We start from the raw sequence: 16,115 nt of genomic DNA on the forward strand, positions 1-16,115 counted from the left end.
AGAAGGACGGCGCACCCGCCACCCCCGGCACCCGGATCACCTGGCGCATCGAGGCCACCAACACCGGCGACGTCACCCTCAACGACATCAACTTCAGCGACGAAGACCTCGCCCCCGGCCAGACCACCACCAACGGCTACTGGCAGACCGGCCTGACCCAGCAAGAGATCGACGCCGGCACCGCCACCTACGCCGCCCGCCTCTCCGCCACCACCCCCGACGGCGCCCCCTACACCTCCCCCACCATCACCGGCAGCCTCACCCTCCCGGTTCAGCACCCGGGCATCGACGGGCACTTCACCGGCGTCCTCGACACGAAGGAGGGCGAACCCGTCACCGCCGGCACCTGGATCACCTGGACCGCCGAGCTCGCCAACACCGGCGACGTCGAGCTGAGCACCATCGACGGCATCGACGTCGACCTCGCCCCCGGCGAGACCACCGACCACTTCTCCTGGAGGAGCCAGGTCACCCAGGCCGACCTCGACGCCGGCACCGTCAGCGTCAGCAGGACCTACGACGCCACCACCGTCGCCGGCACCCGCTACACCTCCGGTGCGGTCACCGGCACGCTGACCCTGCCCGCTCCCGCCGAGCGCCCCCGCCTCTCCGGAGAGTTCGAGGGACACCTCGAACTCAAGGACGGCGAAGCCGTCAAGGTCGGCACCCGGATCACCTGGATCGCCTACCCCGTGAACAGCGGCGACGTCGAACTCCGCAACATCAACGACACCACCATGGCCCTCACCCCCGGCCAGCCCGCGCCCTACTACCAGGTCCGAGCCGAGGTCACCCAGGCCGACCTCGACGCCGGGAGCATCACCTTCAGCCGCACCTTCTCCGGCACCACCCCGCGCGGCACCCGCTACTCCACCCCCTTCACCGGCACCCTCACCCTGCCGACGGGACCGGCAGCGGGCTGACACGAGCTCTGGTAGCGAGGGCCGCTGACGACGAGACCGTTCGGCGGCAGCGGCCCCGCCTCGGCCGGGAGCACGCCTGCGTAGCATCGAGGCATGACGCGCTCACTGCCGAGAAGCTCCCCCTCCGCCCACGCCCTCGACGCCGGTGGCGTCCTCCATCTGCTCGACGCGATCGAGGCCGCTCCCGGCGTCGAGCTGCACGGCCTGATGGTCGTGCACGCCGGCGCCGTGGTCGCCGAGGGCTGGTGGGCGCCGTACTCGGCCGAGCGGCTGCACCTGCTCTACTCGCTCAGCAAGAGCTTCACCGCCGCGGCGGTCGGCCTCGCGGTGGGCGAGGGGCTCGTCGACCTCGACGCGACCGTCCTCTCCTTCTTCCCGGAGCTGGAGGCCGAGATCACGGATCCGCGGTCACGGGCGATCCGCGTCCGCGACGTCCTCGCGATGGCCAGCGGGCACTCCGCCGAGACCATCGATCGGGCGCGCGAGCTCGATCCCGTGGACATGGTCCGCGGCTTCCTGCTGCTGCCGCCGGAGCAGGAGCCGGGGAGCGTCTTCGCCTACAACCAGCCCTGCACCTTCGCCGCCGCCGCGATCGTGCAGCGCGTGAGCGGTCTGCCGCTGACCGAGTACCTCCGCCCGCGGCTGCTCGACCCGCTGGAGATCGGCGAGGTCGCTTGGATCCGCGACACCTCCGACCGCGAGATCGGCTTCAGCGGGCTGCACACCCCGACGGAGGCGGCCGCCGCGCTCGGTCAGCTCTACCTCCAGGACGGGCGCTGGGGTGACGCGGCGATCCTCTCGCCGGAGTGGGTCGCCGAGGCGTCGACCGCCCACGTCGCCACTCCCCCGGCCGACTCCTCCGACTGGGAGCAGGGCTACGGCTTCCAGTTCTGGCGCTCGCTGCACGGCTACCGGGCCGACGGCGCCTACGGGCAGTTCAGCCTGATCCTGCCCGAGCACGACCTCGTCGTCGCGATCACCGGGCAGAGCACCGACACCGGCGCACTCCTCGCCGCGGTCTGGGAGCACCTGCTACCCGCGGTCGGCCGCGGCTCGACCGCTGAGGCCGACGCGCGACTGCTCGAGCGCCTCGGCTCGCTCGGGCTCGCGCCGCTCCCCGCGCTGCCCACGGCTCCCGAGCCCGGGCGCTTCTCGCCTGCGGCCGGATCGGCGATCCGCTCGCTGACCGCGCTGGAGATCGCGGGCGACACGGCCGGCTGGACCCTCGCGCTGATCGAGGGCGAGGAGCGGTTGCTGCTGGCCCCCGGCTCCGGCGAGTGGACCGTCACGGACGCGTTCGCGGCGAGCGCCGGCGCCGGCGAGGGCGGGGCTCTCCTGGTCGACGTGCTCTTCCTCGAGACGCCGCACCGCCTGCACCTCGTGCTCGACCCCACCGCCGGCACCTTCGCGGCGCACTGGGAGACGGAGCCCCTGCACGACGGCCCGCTCGCGCTGCTGCGCGCCCCGCGCTCCCTGCTGGCCGAGTAGCCCCGCAGGGGCGTCTCAAGACCCGCGTTCCTCAGCAGGCCGGGTCTGCAGACCTGACTCCGAACGGTGGTGGATCTCGATACGCCCGCTCCGCGGGCTACTCGATCAGCATGAAGTCCCCGCCGCCTTGTCGGCGGACCTCGGGACGCACGCCGCATGCTGGTCGAGTAGCCCCGCAGGGGCGTATCGAGACCCGCCGCGCTCAGCAGCCCAGGCCTGCAGACCCGACTCCTGACGGTGGTGGATCTCGATACGCCCGCTCCGCGGGCTACTCGATCAGCATGGAGTCCCCGCCGCCTTATCGGCGGACCTCGGGACGCACGCCGCATGCTGGTCGAGTAGCCCCGCAGGGGCGTATCGAGACCCACCGTCCTCAGCAGGCCAGGCCTGCAGACCCGACTCCGAACGGTGGTGGATCTCGATACGCCCGCTCCGCGGGCTACTCGATCAGCATGTACTTCCAACCTCCGGCGGAGTGACCCTCGGAACGCAGCTCATGCTGGTCGAGCAGCCCCGCAGGGGCGTCTCGAGACCCACGGCCACCAGCGGAGCAGCGCCGACCCCTCGCTTAATGTTGACGTCGCCATGTACGGTCGAGAAGCGGTGTTTGCGTGAACATCGGTCCGGCGTGCAAAGGAGCACAGCATGAGTCCTCGACAGCGATCCGTGGCGGCGGGAGTGGCGGCCCTCCTCGCGGCCGTCCTCCTCGGAGCGGGAGCGTCGCCCGCGGCGGCCTCCCCCTCCGGAGTGGTCACCGACCCGAACGACGGCGTCCCGCGGACGAGTCCGCCGCCCGTCTACACCGACTACCCCGCGATCCAGGACCCGGGCCGCGCCGCCGCCGACTACTTCCAGCCCTCCTGGTACGACACCGACGGCCGGCACATCCAGGCGCACGGCGGCCAGATCGTCACCACGCAGGAGAACGGCCAGGAGGTGCAGTACTGGTACGGCGAGGACCGCACCAAGGGCTACTGGAGCAGCCCCGGCGTCGCCGTCTACCGCTCGACCGACGGCCACAACTGGGAGAACAAGGGAGTCGCGCTGCGCAGCGTCGCCACCCCCGACGACCTGAAGTCGCCCTACTTCGACGCCCTCTACGACACCGTCGACGACGCCGGCCAGCCGCGCGCCGACCGCATCGCCGAGCTCGACTACCACCTGGACACCACCCAGGCCTCGCCGAACACCGCGATCTTCGAGCGGCCGAAGGTGCTCTTCAACGAGAAGACCGGCAAGTGGGTCATGTGGTGGCACTCCGACGGCCGGATCACCCCCGGCGGCAGCACCTACGCCCGATCGATGGCGGGAGTCGCCACCTCCGACAGCCCGACCGGCCCCTTCACGATGCAGGGCGTCTACCGGCTCTACAACCGCTCGGACTACCAGGCCTGCACGACCTCCGCGGTCCCCGGCCAGGCGCGCGACATGACCGTCTTCCAGGACGAGGACGGCACCGCGTACATCTCCTACTCCTCCGAGGAGAACTACTCCCTCTACATCGCGAAGCTCGACGCCGACTACACGAACGTCGAGCGCACGACCACGACGGACACGCTCGACGCCGGCCAGTACTCGGCCGACGGCACCTACCCCTACGTCTTCGCCGACGGGAAGGCCGGAGCGCCGGTCCGCGGCACCGACTTCCAGATCGTGAAGGAGTGCGGCCACCTCGAGGCGCCCGCCATCTTCGCGAACGGCGGGAAGTACTACACGATCGCCTCCGGAGCCACCGGCTGGGCGCCCAACCCGCAGACCTACTACACGGCCGACTCGATCCTCGGCTCGTGGATCCGCGGAGTGGAGAAGGGCGACGTCAACGAGAACGTCGCCTACAACGCGATCCCCGAGGGCGGCGACGGACTGCTCTCCGTCGGCGACACCCGGAAGACCACCTTCGGCTCGCAGTCGACCAACGTGCTCACTCTCGCGCCCGGGAAGTACGTCTACATGGGCGACCGCTGGGCCGACGGCGAGTCGAACTCCAACTACGTCTGGCTGCCGATGACCATCGGCGAGAACGGCCGCCTCGAGATGCGCAACCCGGCCGGCGAGGACCCGGCGCGCTGGGCCGCGGGCTGGAACGAGTCCTACTGGGACGACAAGGGCGTCGGAGCCGGCACCTGGTCGGTCGTCGACGACCGCCTCCCCGACGCGGTGCGCCGGAACGCCGACGTCGCCGCCGTCCTGCCCGCGACGGTCTCGGTGAAGACCGACACCGCCACCCGCGACGTCGCGGTCACCTGGGCGCCGACCGGCCCCGCGCTCCTCGGTACGCTGACGGTGACGGGCACGCTCGCCGCCGACTCCGAGTTCGCGCGCGGCCGCAGCTTCACCCGCACGATCGAGGTCGCGGAGCCCGGGATCGCGAACCTCGCGCCCGGCGCCTCGCTGACGGTCTCGAGCCGCGCCGACCTCGCGCCGACGCTGATCGACGGGAACGTGAAGGCGAAGGGCTGGGACGACTGGACCGGCACCGGCTATCCCCGCGACAGCCGGCTCGCCTTCTCCTGGAGCAGCCCGCAGAACCTCGACTCGGTGACGGTGGACGCCTTCAAGGACGGCGCGACGGCGACCTGGCCCTCGCGCATCGAGGTCGAGTACCAGGTGAACGGCGCCTGGACCACGAGCACCGTCGCCGCGACCCTCTCGCAGGCCGCGACCGACGCCGCGCCGACGGTCGCCCTCGACCTGTCCGCGCTGCCGGACACCATCGGCCTCCGCCTGCACCTGACGAGCGCCGCGAACACCTGGCAGTCGATCGCCGAGGTGCAGATCTGGGGCACCGCGCCGCCCGTGAACGTCTGCCGGGTGAAGGGCGCCGCCGTCTCGGCGTCGTTCAGCCAGACGAAGTGGGCGACCCTGCCCGCCGGCAACGCCTGCGACGGGAGCGTCGCGACGGCGTGGTCGACCTGGACCGACCAGGCGTTCGCCGGGAGTGCGGACTTCACGCTGACCAACACGGAGGCGCACCGCGTCGCCGGGCTGTCGTTCACGAACACCGAGGGCACGCTGGCCTCGGTGAGCATCGCGTACCGCGGCACCGACGGCGTCTGGCGCCCGACGTCCGCGCAGAACGTCGCTCCGGCGGCGAACGGCGCGCTGACGACGATCCCCTTCACCGCGGTCGACGCCACGGGGCTGAAGCTCAGCTTCTCGACGCCGAACTCGTACCTGAAGATCACCGAGATCGTCGTGCCCGAGGCGGCCGCTCCCGCTCTGAAGGTCCCGGCCGTCGTGTCCTCGCGCTGCATCGCCGGCAAGGCGGTGCTGTCGGTGACGGCGACCAACGGCGAGACCGCACCGATCGGCGTCACCGTCTCGGCCGCGTACGGGCAGAAGGCCTTCGCGAGCGTCGCGGCCGGCGCGAACGCCACGCACAGCTGGACCACGCGCCAGGCGTCGATGCCGTCCGGCGAGGTCACCGTCACCGCGACGTCCGGCCCGTCCACCCTCGAGCAGAAGGTGAGCTACCCGGCCCACACCTGCTGACCCGGCCCACCCATGCTGGTCGAGTAGCCGCGCAGCGGCCCCGTTCATGCTGGTCGAGTAGCCGCGCAGCGGCCCCGTTCATGCTGGTCGAGTAGCCGCGCAGCGGCGTATCGAGACCCACCGTCCTCAGCAGGCAGGTCTGCAGACTCGTCCTTCTGACGCACGTGGATCTCGATACGCCCGCTCTGCGGGCTACTCGATCAGCATGAACTGCCGCCCTCGCTTGCTGCGCCGCAGCCCACCAGCATGCTGGTCGAGCAGCCGCGCAGCGGCGCCCTCATGCTGGTCGAGTAGCCCCGCAGGGGCGCCCTCATGCTGGTCGAGTAGCCCCGCAGGGGCGTATCGAGACCCGCCGCCCTCAACAGGGCGGGTCTGCAGACTCGCGTTCTGACGGTGGTGGATCTCGATACGCCCGCTGCGCGGGCTACTCGATCAGCATGGAGCGCTGCCCTCGCCTGCCGAGCCGCAGCCCCTCCTCTCCATGCTGGTCGAGCAGCCGCGGCACGCGGCGTATCGAGACCCACCCACCGGCTGCACCCGGAAGCGGGGTCTCCCCCGCCGTCCCCGCACTGATAGGAATCTCGAGTCGGCGCACCGCCGCGGCCGGCAGAACGGGAACCTCAGTGATCCGCACCACCCGCGCCGTCCTCGCGACCGCGGTCCCCACCGCCGCCCTCGCGCTGAGCGTCCTCCTCGCCTCGGCGGCCCTCGCTCCGGAGGCGGTCACCGCACCGGAGAGCACGCCGACCTCCGCGCCCGTCCCCGTCCCGACGGCGACCGCCTCCCCGACGGTGCTGCCGTGGCCGTCGTCCGCCATTCGCAGCGGCCGCGACTCCGACACGGACGCGGCGACCGCCTGCTGCACGGTCCCGCCGGCCGAGAGCACCGCCGCCCCCGCCGTACCGGTGGAGGACGACGACCCGGAGAGCTCCTCCGACGGCGCCACCCCCACCGCGATTCCCGCGCCCCAGGACCCCGAGCGCGTCCCCGAGCAGCAGGACGCCGGCGGCGTCGACGTCGGCGTCAGCATCGACCCGCCGATCGCCCCCGGAGCCCTCTCGATGACCGTCGGCGGATCGGCCGCCACGCTCGTCGAGTCCGGCTCCACTCCCCTGCGCCGGCAGTTCCTCGGCGCCCTGCCCACCGTCACGGTCACCGACACCCGCGACCCCGCGCAGAGCCCGGCCGCCTCCGGCTGGTACGTCCTCGGCACCGCGAGCGACTTCACCGGAGCGAGCGGCGCCTCGATCGGCGCGGCGCACCTCGGCTGGACCCCGGAGCTCGCCGGCTCCGGCGGCGCGGTCTCCGCCGGCCCCCGCGTCTTCGGCATCCTCGACGGCGGCTCGGGCGTGCGCGACGCGGTGCTCGTCGGCGCCGACGACGACTCCCCCGCGCAGGCCGGATCCTGGTCCGCGACCGCGGACCTGATCCTCGCCACCGAGCCGACCGTCGCCGCGGGCGCCTACCGCTCGACGCTCACCCTCTCGCTCTTCGAGTGAGGCCCGCGCGGCTTCCGCAAGCCGCAGGGCGGCGGGTTCTCAGTCCTAGGCGACCGCGACCGTGACGACGAGCGCCGAGTGCACCACCGGCTCCGAGACCGCGAGATAGCCCTCCGCGCCCTCGATCCACGCCTCCGTCGCGCCCTCGCGGGTGCGGAAGAGCACCGCGTCCCCGCTCGAGGATCCGCGGCCGTCGGCCTTGGTCACGGCCCGGGTCCGCAGCTCCTGCAGCACCTGCTCCGCGTTCGCGCTCCCGGACGCGATCCGCTCGCGCACCGCACGGGTCCGGGCGGCGGCGATGCCGATCTCGCGACCGGTGGCCAGCGCGGCGACGACGGCGCCGTCGCAGTGGGCGATGCTGATTCGCATCCGCTCGAGCGCCGGGTGGTCGCCGCCGAGCACCGGGCGGCCGTGCGGCCCGCCGCACTGCTCGCAGCGCGCGTCGACGCGGACGTCGAGCGGATCGATCCCGAGCGTCTCGGCGGCGAGCTCGCGGACGAGCACCCGGCCGAGGAGGAAGCCGTCGCGCGCCTCACGGCGGCCGGTGGCCTCGTAGCGCAGGCGCTCGGCGAGGGTGAGCAGCCGCAGCATCCGGTGCCGGGCGGAGTCGAGCACCTCGGGGCGCGCCCAGCGCAGCTGGACGTTGTCGGTGGCGAGAAGAGGGAGACCGGTCATGCGCCGCACGGTACGCCGCGCAGGCGACATCGGCGTGACGGGCCGGTGGCCGGGCGGCGTCCGGGCGGACACAGCCGGGGAGCATCCGCGTCGTCTTGAATGGGGCGGGTGCAGACGTTCCTCCCCGTCCCCGATCTCCGCGCGAGCGCCCGCGCCCTCGACAGCAAGCGGCTCGGGAAGCAGCGGATCGAGACGCTGCAGATCATGCGCGCGCTCACCGTGCCCGGCTACGGCTGGCAGCACCACCCCGCCGTGCGGATGTGGCGCGGCTACCGGCCGGCGGTGATGGCGTACCAGCGCGAGACCTGCGACGCCTGGATCGACCGCGGCTACGCCGACACCTGCCTCGAGAAGACCGAGGCGGCCCTGGCGCTCGACCCCGAGGACGCCGCGCGCTACCGGGCCGGCGAGATCGAGCTGCCGCCCTGGTTCGGCCGCGACGACGTGCACCTCTCGCACCGCTCGAAGCTGGTGGAGAAGGACCCGGAGCACTACGCGCCGCTCTTCCCGGACACCCTGCCCGGGCTCGACTACGTCTGGCCGGTCACCGGCTGACGACCCGCCGCAGGAGCCCGATCCGGACGCCCGCCGACGCTCGAGCGGAGCACGGAGTGCGCTTCGCCCGCGCACAGGCCCTTTTCAGGCCCCGGACCGGCCCTTCGTCATTCCGGGGTCTCGGGTTAGTCTGTCGGGGTTGACCCGGCGCAGATGGGCGTCCGGGGCGTCGGCGGCGGCCGTCGCGATGATCGGGGGTTACCCGAAGGAGAAGGTTTGGCGTCCGACAGCAGGACAACCGGTGGCGTGATCAAGGCGGTCGTGGGCTTCCTCGGCATGAGTGTCGTGGCAGGAGTCCTCGTGACCGCCACCGTCACTCCTGCCGTGGCGATCGCCGGCGTCGCCGCGAACCAGTCCATCGGAGTGTTCGACGGTCTCCCCGAGTACCTCGAGGTCGACAAGCTCTCCGAGAAGAGCAACATCTACTCGACCCGCGCCGACGGCTCCCCGCAGCTGCTCGCCTCCTTCTACGTCGAGAACCGCATCGAGGTCCCGCTGGACCAGATCTCGCAGTTCGCCAAGGACGCCGCCGTCTCCGGCGAGGACCCCCGCTTCTACGAGCACGGCGGAGTCGACCTCCCCGGCACCCTGCGCGCCGTCGCGCAGACCTACGTCCTCGGCAACGACACCCAGGGCGGCTCGTCCATCACCCAGCAGTACGTGAAGAACGTGCTGGTCGAGAAGGCCGTCCGCAACATCACCGACGAGGCCGAGCGCGCCGCCGCCATCGACGCCGCGACGCGCACCTCCCCCGAGCGCAAGCTCCGCGAGATGAAGCTCGCTATCGGCCTCGAGAAGGAGTACTCGAAGGACCAGATCCTCCAGGGCTACCTGAACATCGCCTTCTTCGGCGGCACCACCTACGGCATCGAGACCGCCGCGAACTACTACTACAACACCACCGCCGCGAACCTCACCGTCGCCCAGGCCGCCAGCCTCATCGCGATCGTGAACAACCCGGCCGTGCTCCGCCTCGACCAGCCGGACAACCCCGACAACGGCGCCGCGAACGGCTACCTGCGCAACAAGGACCGCCGCGACTACATCATCGGCAAGATGCTGGAGGAGGGGAAGATCTCGCAGGAGGATCACGACGCCGCGATCGCGTCGCCGATCGAGCCGCAGATCACCGAGCCGAGCACCGGCTGCTCCACCGCCGGCGACGCGGGCTACTTCTGCGACTACGTCACGAACATCCTCAAGAACGACCCGGTGTTCGGCGACGACGAGGACACCCGCTGGACGAACTTCCGCCGCGGCGGCCTCGACGTCTACACGACGCTCGACGTCGACCTGCAGAACGCGGCCGTCGCGGCCGTCAACGCGCAGGTCCCGCAGACCTGGAACTTCGACGTCGGAGCGGTCTCCGTCAGCGTCGAGGTCGGCTCCGGCCGCGTCCTCGCGATGACGCAGAACAAGAAGTACTCGCAGGACCCGGACGTCCTCGCGGCCGACCCCTCCTACAGCGCCATCAACCTCAGCACCGACCGCGCCTACGGCGGCTCCTCGGGTATCCAGCCCGGCTCGACCTACAAGCTCTTCACCCTGGTGGAATGGCTGAAGGAGGGGCACAGCATCAACGAGTCCGTGGACGGGACCCGGAAGGCGACCTGGGGCACATTCGAGGACTCCTGTGAGCCGGGCGGCTCGACGACCAGCTCCGACACCGCCGCCCGCAACGACGAGGGCGGCAACGGGCAGGTCGGCACGCCCGTGACCTTCACCAAGACCTCGCTCAACACCGGCTTCGTGGGTATGGCTCGTGAGCTCGACCTCTGCGCCATCCGCAACACGGCGAAGGACATGGGCGTGGTGCAGGGTGGCGACGGCGAGCTCGACAAGTACCCTGCGACCATCCTCGGCACCAACTACGTCTCGCCGCTGTCGATGGCCGGCGCGTACGCGACCATCGCCTCGGGCGGATCGACGTGCAACCCGATCGCGATCGACCGCATCACCGATGCCACTGGAGCCGAGCAGCCGGTCCCGTCGGCGGATTGCCGGCAGTCGATCGACCGCAACGTCGCGGCGACGGCCGCCGTCGCACTGCAGTCGACCTTCACGTCCGGCGGCACCGCCGTCGCCTCGAGGACCGGTGACAGCATCCCGCTGATCGGCAAGACCGGAACCACCGACGACGCCGTCGCCACCTGGATGACCGGAGCGAGCACCCGCGTCGCGACTGCCGTCGGGGTCTTCAACATCAAGGGTGCCGCGAGTCTCCGTGCCCCGCGCTACTCCTTCGACTCCGGATCCGCAGCGACTGCCCGTCACCGCATCTGGCCGGTGGTCATGGCCGCCGCCAATGCGAAGTACGGCGGCACCACGTTCCCCGAGGCCGACGGCTCGCTGCAGGTCGTGCCGCGCGTCAACGTCCCCGACGTGACCGGCTTCTCGGTCAGCGACGCCCGGGCGAAGCTCGAGTCGGCCGGCTTCAGCGTGAGCGAGGGCGCCGCCGAGGCGAACTCCGCCGCGTCCGGCACCGTCGTCCGCCAGAGCCCCTCCGGCACCGCGACCCGCGGCACCACGGTGACGATCATCCCGAGCTCGGGTCCCGCGCCCGCCCCGGCCCCGACCGCGGATCCCGCCGCTCCGGCCGCCCCCGCGGCTGGTCAGCAGACGGTGCCGAACGTCGTCGGCCAGGACCTCGAGACCGCCAAGGCCGCGTTCGCCTCGGCCGGCTTCTCGAAGATCACCCTGTCCTGCACCGAGAACGGCAACGCCCCGGATGCCGGCCAGGTCACCGGCCAGGACCCCGCGGGCGGCACGGGCGTCTCCCCCGACGCCACCCTCCGCGTCGCCATCACCGCCAAGAAGTGCCCGTAGCCCCACCCCCGGCACGTGAATCCGCCTCCGGCTCGCAGAACCCCCCCGGTTCCCGCGAGCCGGAGCCGTCTCCGCGCGCCCCATGCTGGTCGAGTAGCCCCGCAGGGGCGTATCGAGACCCACCGTCGCCAGCAGGGCGGGCCTGCAGACTCAGCTTCTGACGCTGGCGGATCTCGATACGCGCGCTCCGCGGGCTACTCGATCAGCATGGACGTGGTGCGGCCGAGCCTGCAGCAGCACCGCGAGCATGCTGGTCGAGTAGCCCCGCAGGGGCGTATCGAGACCCACCGTCCTCAGCAGGGCGGGTCTGCAGACTCAGCTTCTGAAGCTGGTCGATCTCGATACTCCCGCTGCGCGGGCTACTCGATCAGCAAAGGAGGGGGCGTCAGCCGCGGCCGCGCAGCGCGCCGACGATGGCCACCGTCGCGTAGTGCACGATCAGCGCCGCGATGCCGAAGCAGGCCAGGCCGCCGCTCGCCTCCGACCACGGGCGGTGCGCGTCGGTCATGCTGCCGGGCATCACGATGTCGAGGGCGAAGAAGCCGACCGCGAGTCCGAAGCAGACGAAGCTGATGACCAGGAGCGCGCGGACCGCCTTGCCGACCGGGTCGTAGTAGCGCGGGTTCGTCATCGTGCCTCCGGTTCTCGTCCCTCGTGTCTACCCACCCGCGCCACCCCTCGCAACCACTCGACACCGGCCCCCGTACCGCCCCCGGACGCACGAGACCCCCGGCCTCCCCCTCCGCGAGATGCCACTTGTGCACGCGACACGCCGTGAAAAGCGTGCACAAGTGGCATCTCGCGGGAGGGACGCCGGGGGCGTCACCTCACCAGAAGGTGCGGGGTCAGGCTGCCAGGGGGAGGGTCGCGTTCGAAGTGACGACGAGGTCGCCGGCGACGGCGTCGACGCGGACGGCGCCGCCGTCGGTCACGTCGCCGGAGACGAACAGGTCGGCGATGCGGTCGTCGACCCAGCGCTGCACCAGGCGGCGGAGCGGCCGGGCGCCGTACTGCGGCTCGTAGCCGTGCTCGGCGAGCCAGTCGACCGCGGCCTCGGAGACCTCGAGCGAGACGTCGCGCGAGGCGAGCCGCGCACGGCTGGCCTCGAGCACCAGCCCGACGATCTCGCGCAGCTGCGCACGGCCGAGCCGGCGGAACAGCACGATCTCGTCGATTCGGTTGAGGAACTCCGGTCGCATCGCCTCGCGGAGCCGGCCCATCACGCGATCGTGCAGGTCCTTCTCCGAGGCGAAGCCCTCGGCCGACTCGTCGCTCTGCGCGACGAAGCCGAGCGCGCCGGAGCGCGAGGCGAGGAACTCCGACCCCAGGTTCGAGGTCATGATGATCACGGTGTTCCGGAAGTCGACCGTGCGGCCCTGACCGTCGGTCAGGCGTCCGTCGTCGAGCACCTGCAGCAGCAGGTTGAAGACGTCCGGGTGGGCCTTCTCGATCTCGTCGAAGAGGACGACCGAGTACGGGTTCCGGCGCACGCGCTCGGTCAGCTGACCGGCCTCGTCGTAGCCGACGTACCCGGGAGGGGAGCCGACCAGCCGCGAGACGGTGTGCCGCTCGCCGAACTCGCTCATGTCGAAGCGGATCACCGACTGCTCGTCGGCGAACAGCGACCCCGCGAGGGTGCGGGCCAGCTCGGTCTTGCCGACGCCGGTCGGGCCGAGGAAGAGGAACGAGCCGACGGGCCGCGACGAGTCGCCCATCCCGGTCCGGCTGCGGCGCACGGCGCGGGCGACCGCGGCGACCGCGGCGTCCTGGCCGATGACACGCTGGTGCAGCTCGGTCTCGAGCTGCGCGAGCCGGTCGCGCTCCCCCTCGGTCAGCCGCGACACCGGGATGCCGGTGGCACGGGCGACGACCGCCGCGATCTCGGCCTCACCGACGACCGCCTCCTGCGAGACGGCTCCCCCGACGGTCGCCGCATCGAGCGACGCCTGCACCGCGGTGATCTCGTCGCGCAGGCGCGACGCCTCCTCGTAGTGCTCGGCCGAGACGGCCGCGTTCTTGTCGCCCTCGAGGGTGGCGAGCCGCGCGAGCAGCGCGTCGGTGTCGACCCCCGCGCCGAGCTTCAGGCGCAGCCGCGCGCCGGCCTGGTCGATCAGGTCGATCGCCTTGTCGGGCAGCACCCGGTCGGGCAGGTAGCGAGCGGAGAGCTCGACGGAGGCGCGCAGGGCGTCGTCGGTGAAGGCGACGCGGTGGTGCTCCTCGTAGGCGCCGCGGAGGCCGTGCAGGATCGCCACGGCGTCCTCGATGCTCGGCTCGCCGATGCGGACCGGCTGGAACCGGCGCTCGAGGGCCGGGTCCTTCTCGATGGTGCGGTACTCCTTGAGCGTGGTCGCGCCGATCAGGTGCAGCTCGCCGCGGGCCAGCCGCGGCTTGAGGATGTTCCCCGCGTCCATTCCGCCCTCGCCCGCGCCACCGGCGCCGACGACGGTGTGCACCTCGTCGATGAAGACGATCAGCTCGCCCGAGTGGGCCGCGATCTCGTCCATCGTCGTGGTGAGGCGCTCCTCGAAGTCGCCGCGGTAGCGGGTGCCCGCGAGCATGGCGGGCAGGTCGAGCGAGACGACGCGCTTGTCGCGCAGCTGCTCCGGGACCTCGCCGGCCACGATCGCGCGGGCCAGGCCCTCGACGACGGCGGTCTTGCCGACGCCGGCCTCGCCGACGAGCACCGGGTTGTTCTTGGTGCGGCGGCTGAGGATCTCGACGGCCTGCTCGATCTCGTCGGAGCGGCCGATCACCGGGTCGAGCCGGCCCTCGCGGGCGAGCTCGGTGAGGTCGGTGCCGAACTTGTCGAGCATCGGGGTCTCGGACGCGGGTGCGCCCTGCTCCGGGACGGTCTGCTCGCCGGCGACGGTCTCGCGCAGGCCCTGGGTGAGCGCCTCCGCGGTCACGCCGGCGCGGGCGAGGACCTGCCCGGCGGGCGCGTCCTGGCCGAGCACGAGCGCGAAGAAGAGGTGCTCGGGGTCGATGTAGGTCGAGCCGCTGGAGCGGGCGACCTGGTAGGAGTGGAAGAGCGCGCGCTGGGCGCTCGGGGTGATGGTCGCCGCGTTCTGCGAGGCCGGAGCCTCGCTCGCCTGCGGCAGGCGCGCCTCCGTGGCGGTCGCGATGGCGCCGGGGTCGACGCCGATGCGGCGGACCGCCTGCGACACGGCCTCGTCGTCGACGAGGACCCGCAGCACGTGCAGGGCGTCGAGCTCGGTCTGGCCGCGCTCGAGGGCGAAGCGCCCTGCGGACTGCAGGATGCTCTGGGTGCGTGCGCTGAGGAAGCGGCTGAGGTCGATGGACCGCGCCGCGCGGGCGCGCTCACCGTCGAGGTAGCGGGCGAGGAAGTCGTCGAACGAGCTCGCTCCGGCCTCGTTGAAGTTGTCGGGCACCAGTCCTCCTGAAAGAGTTGAGTCACTTGCACTCAAGTTCAACGCAGGGAGCCCTCCCCTATTCCCGCCCGCGAGATGCCACTTGTGCACGCCTCTCACGGCGTGTCGCGTACGCAAGTGGCATCTCGCGGGGGGGCAGACGGAGAGGAGGCACGGACCCTGTCCGGTCCGTGCCTCCGTGTGCGCCGACGCGCGTTTCTCCGGGGTGGGAGCTCTAGGGGACGATGTGGCCCGCGGCGCGGAACAGCTCGTACCACTCCGGCCGCGTGAGCGGCAGGTCGGAGCCGAGGGCTGCATCGCGCACGCGCTGCTCGTTCGTCGTGCCGAGGACGACCTGCATCTTCGCCGGGTGGCGGGTGATCCAGGCGGTCGCGACGGCGAGGGGCGGGACGTCGTACTGGGCAGCCAGGCGGTCCAGGACCGCGTTGAGCTCGCCGTACTCGGGGTTGTCGAGGAAGACGCCGGTGAAGAAGCCGCTCTGGAACGGCGACCAGGCCTGCACGGTGATGTCGTTCAGGCGGCAGTAGTCGAGGATGCCCGCGTCGCGCATCACCGACTGGTCCTCGGCGATCATGTTCGAGGCCACGCCCTGCGCGATCATCGGCGAGTGCGTGATCGAGAGCTGCAGCTGGTTCGCGACGATCGGCTGGTTCAGCGACTTCTTCAGCAACTCGATCTGGTACGGCGTCTGGTTGGAGACACCGAAGTGCTTGACCTTGCCGGCCGCGTGCAGCTCGTCGAAGGCGCGGGCGACCTCGTCGGGCTCGACCAGCGCGTCGGGGCGGTGCAGCAGGAGCACGTCGATGTAGTCGGTGCGCAGCGCCTTCAGCGAGCCCTCGACCGACTGCATCAGGTGCTCGTACGAGAAGTCGAAGTACGGGCCGTCGCCGACGATGCCGGCCTTGGTCTGCAGGACGACCTGCTCGCGCTCGGACGGGGTGAGCGCCAGCGCCTCGGCGAAGCGCTCCTCGCAGCGGTGCAGCTCGCCGCCGTAGACGTCGGCGTGATCGAAGAAGTCGATGCCGGAGTCGCGTGCGGTGCGGACGAGGTCGCGGATGGCGTCGTCGGTCATGTCGGGGATGCGCATGAGGCCGAGGACGACGTTCGGGGAGTCGAGGCCGGAGGCGCCGAGGGGGACGTGCTTCAAGGGAGTGCTCCTTCGTTGGATACCTCGTCCACGGTACGGGCGCCGCCTGTGCGCCGTCCAACAGGGGGTGCTGGTGCGATTCATGCGCCGGAGTGGTGAATCGCACGCCTTGCCGGGGAGA

At 71.7% G+C, this 16,115-nt stretch carries 10 protein-coding genes (1 of these 10 cut by a window edge); 6 read left to right on the forward strand and 4 right to left on the reverse strand.

The window, feature by feature from the left end:
* The 4 genes from EDF17_RS20510 to EDF17_RS16655 all read left to right on the forward strand — a co-directional run.
* A protein-coding gene (locus EDF17_RS20510) for a protease inhibitor I42 family protein (RefSeq protein WP_133672125.1) crosses the window boundary here: on the forward strand, window positions 1-923 show its 3' portion. It extends 349 nt beyond the left edge of the window; only the last 923 of its 1,272 coding nucleotides appear in the window; its start codon lies beyond the left edge, outside the window; the stop codon is at window positions 921-923.
* A gap of 93 nt (window positions 924-1,016) precedes the next feature.
* Window positions 1,017-2,411, forward strand: a complete 1,395-nt coding sequence (locus EDF17_RS16645; RefSeq protein ID WP_123447758.1) for a serine hydrolase domain-containing protein — start codon at window positions 1,017-1,019, stop codon at window positions 2,409-2,411.
* A gap of 645 nt (window positions 2,412-3,056) precedes the next feature.
* The gene (locus EDF17_RS16650; RefSeq protein WP_123447759.1) at window positions 3,057-5,903 is read left to right on the forward strand and encodes a glycoside hydrolase family 43 protein; all 2,847 of its coding nucleotides are present in this window, start codon (window positions 3,057-3,059) and stop codon (window positions 5,901-5,903) included.
* A gap of 623 nt (window positions 5,904-6,526) precedes the next feature.
* Complete coding sequence (locus tag EDF17_RS16655; RefSeq protein WP_123447761.1) at window positions 6,527-7,402, forward strand: hypothetical protein; 876 nt, start codon at window positions 6,527-6,529, stop codon at window positions 7,400-7,402.
* 45 nt (window positions 7,403-7,447) lie between these two features.
* On the opposite strand, the gene EDF17_RS16660 is transcribed toward EDF17_RS16655, so the two are convergent.
* Window positions 7,448-8,077 (reverse strand): 4-phosphopantetheinyl transferase, encoded by a 630-nt coding sequence (locus EDF17_RS16660; RefSeq protein WP_123447762.1) that lies wholly within the window; start codon window positions 8,075-8,077, stop codon window positions 7,448-7,450.
* A 99-nt stretch (window positions 8,078-8,176) separates the two neighbouring features.
* Between EDF17_RS16660 and EDF17_RS16665 the strand changes: the two genes are divergently transcribed.
* Together EDF17_RS16665 and EDF17_RS16670 are read left to right on the forward strand one after the other, a co-directional pair.
* A complete protein-coding gene (locus EDF17_RS16665) occupies window positions 8,177-8,632 on the forward strand; it encodes an MSMEG_6728 family protein (protein ID WP_243732944.1) in 456 nt (151 codons plus the stop codon).
* Between the two features lie 216 nt (window positions 8,633-8,848).
* The gene (locus EDF17_RS16670) at window positions 8,849-11,458 is read left to right on the forward strand and encodes a transglycosylase domain-containing protein (protein ID WP_166649723.1); all 2,610 of its coding nucleotides are present in this window, start codon (window positions 8,849-8,851) and stop codon (window positions 11,456-11,458) included.
* Window positions 11,459-11,843: 385 nt separating this feature from the next.
* Here EDF17_RS16670 and EDF17_RS16675 read toward each other — a convergent pair whose 3' ends face one another.
* The 3 genes from EDF17_RS16675 to EDF17_RS16685 form a co-directional block, all read right to left on the reverse strand.
* Complete coding sequence (locus tag EDF17_RS16675; protein ID WP_123447765.1) at window positions 11,844-12,089, reverse strand: hypothetical protein; 246 nt, start codon at window positions 12,087-12,089, stop codon at window positions 11,844-11,846.
* Window positions 12,090-12,303: 214 nt separating this feature from the next.
* Entirely contained in the window at window positions 12,304-14,847 is a 2,544-nt protein-coding gene (locus EDF17_RS16680; protein WP_123447766.1) for an ATP-dependent Clp protease ATP-binding subunit, read from the reverse strand.
* Window positions 14,848-15,061: 214 nt separating this feature from the next.
* On the reverse strand, window positions 15,062-15,994 hold the full coding sequence (locus tag EDF17_RS16685; RefSeq protein WP_260300739.1) for an aldo/keto reductase: 933 nt from the start codon (window positions 15,992-15,994) through the stop codon (window positions 15,062-15,064).
* Window positions 15,995-16,115 lie beyond the last annotated feature (121 nt).

The sequence above is a fragment of the Rathayibacter sp. PhB1 genome (assembly GCF_004362935.1).
Classification (GTDB): Bacteria; Actinomycetota; Actinomycetes; order Actinomycetales; family Microbacteriaceae; genus Rathayibacter; species Rathayibacter festucae.

What these genes read in the sequence shown, in the direction of transcription:
- EDF17_RS16645 (WP_123447758.1), top strand. Translation starts at nt 1,017, where the DNA reads ATGACGCGCTCACTGCCGAGAAGCTCCCCCTCCGCCCACGCCCTCGAC.
- EDF17_RS16650 (WP_123447759.1), top strand. Translation starts at nt 3,057, where the DNA reads ATGAGTCCTCGACAGCGATCCGTGGCGGCGGGAGTGGCGGCCCTCCTC.
- EDF17_RS16660 (WP_123447762.1), bottom strand. Translation starts at nt 8,077, where the DNA reads ATGACCGGTCTCCCTCTTCTCGCCACCGACAACGTCCAGCTGCGCTGG.
- EDF17_RS16665 (WP_243732944.1), top strand. Translation starts at nt 8,177, where the DNA reads ATGGGGCGGGTGCAGACGTTCCTCCCCGTCCCCGATCTCCGCGCGAGC.
- EDF17_RS16675 (WP_123447765.1), bottom strand. Translation starts at nt 12,089, where the DNA reads ATGACGAACCCGCGCTACTACGACCCGGTCGGCAAGGCGGTCCGCGCG.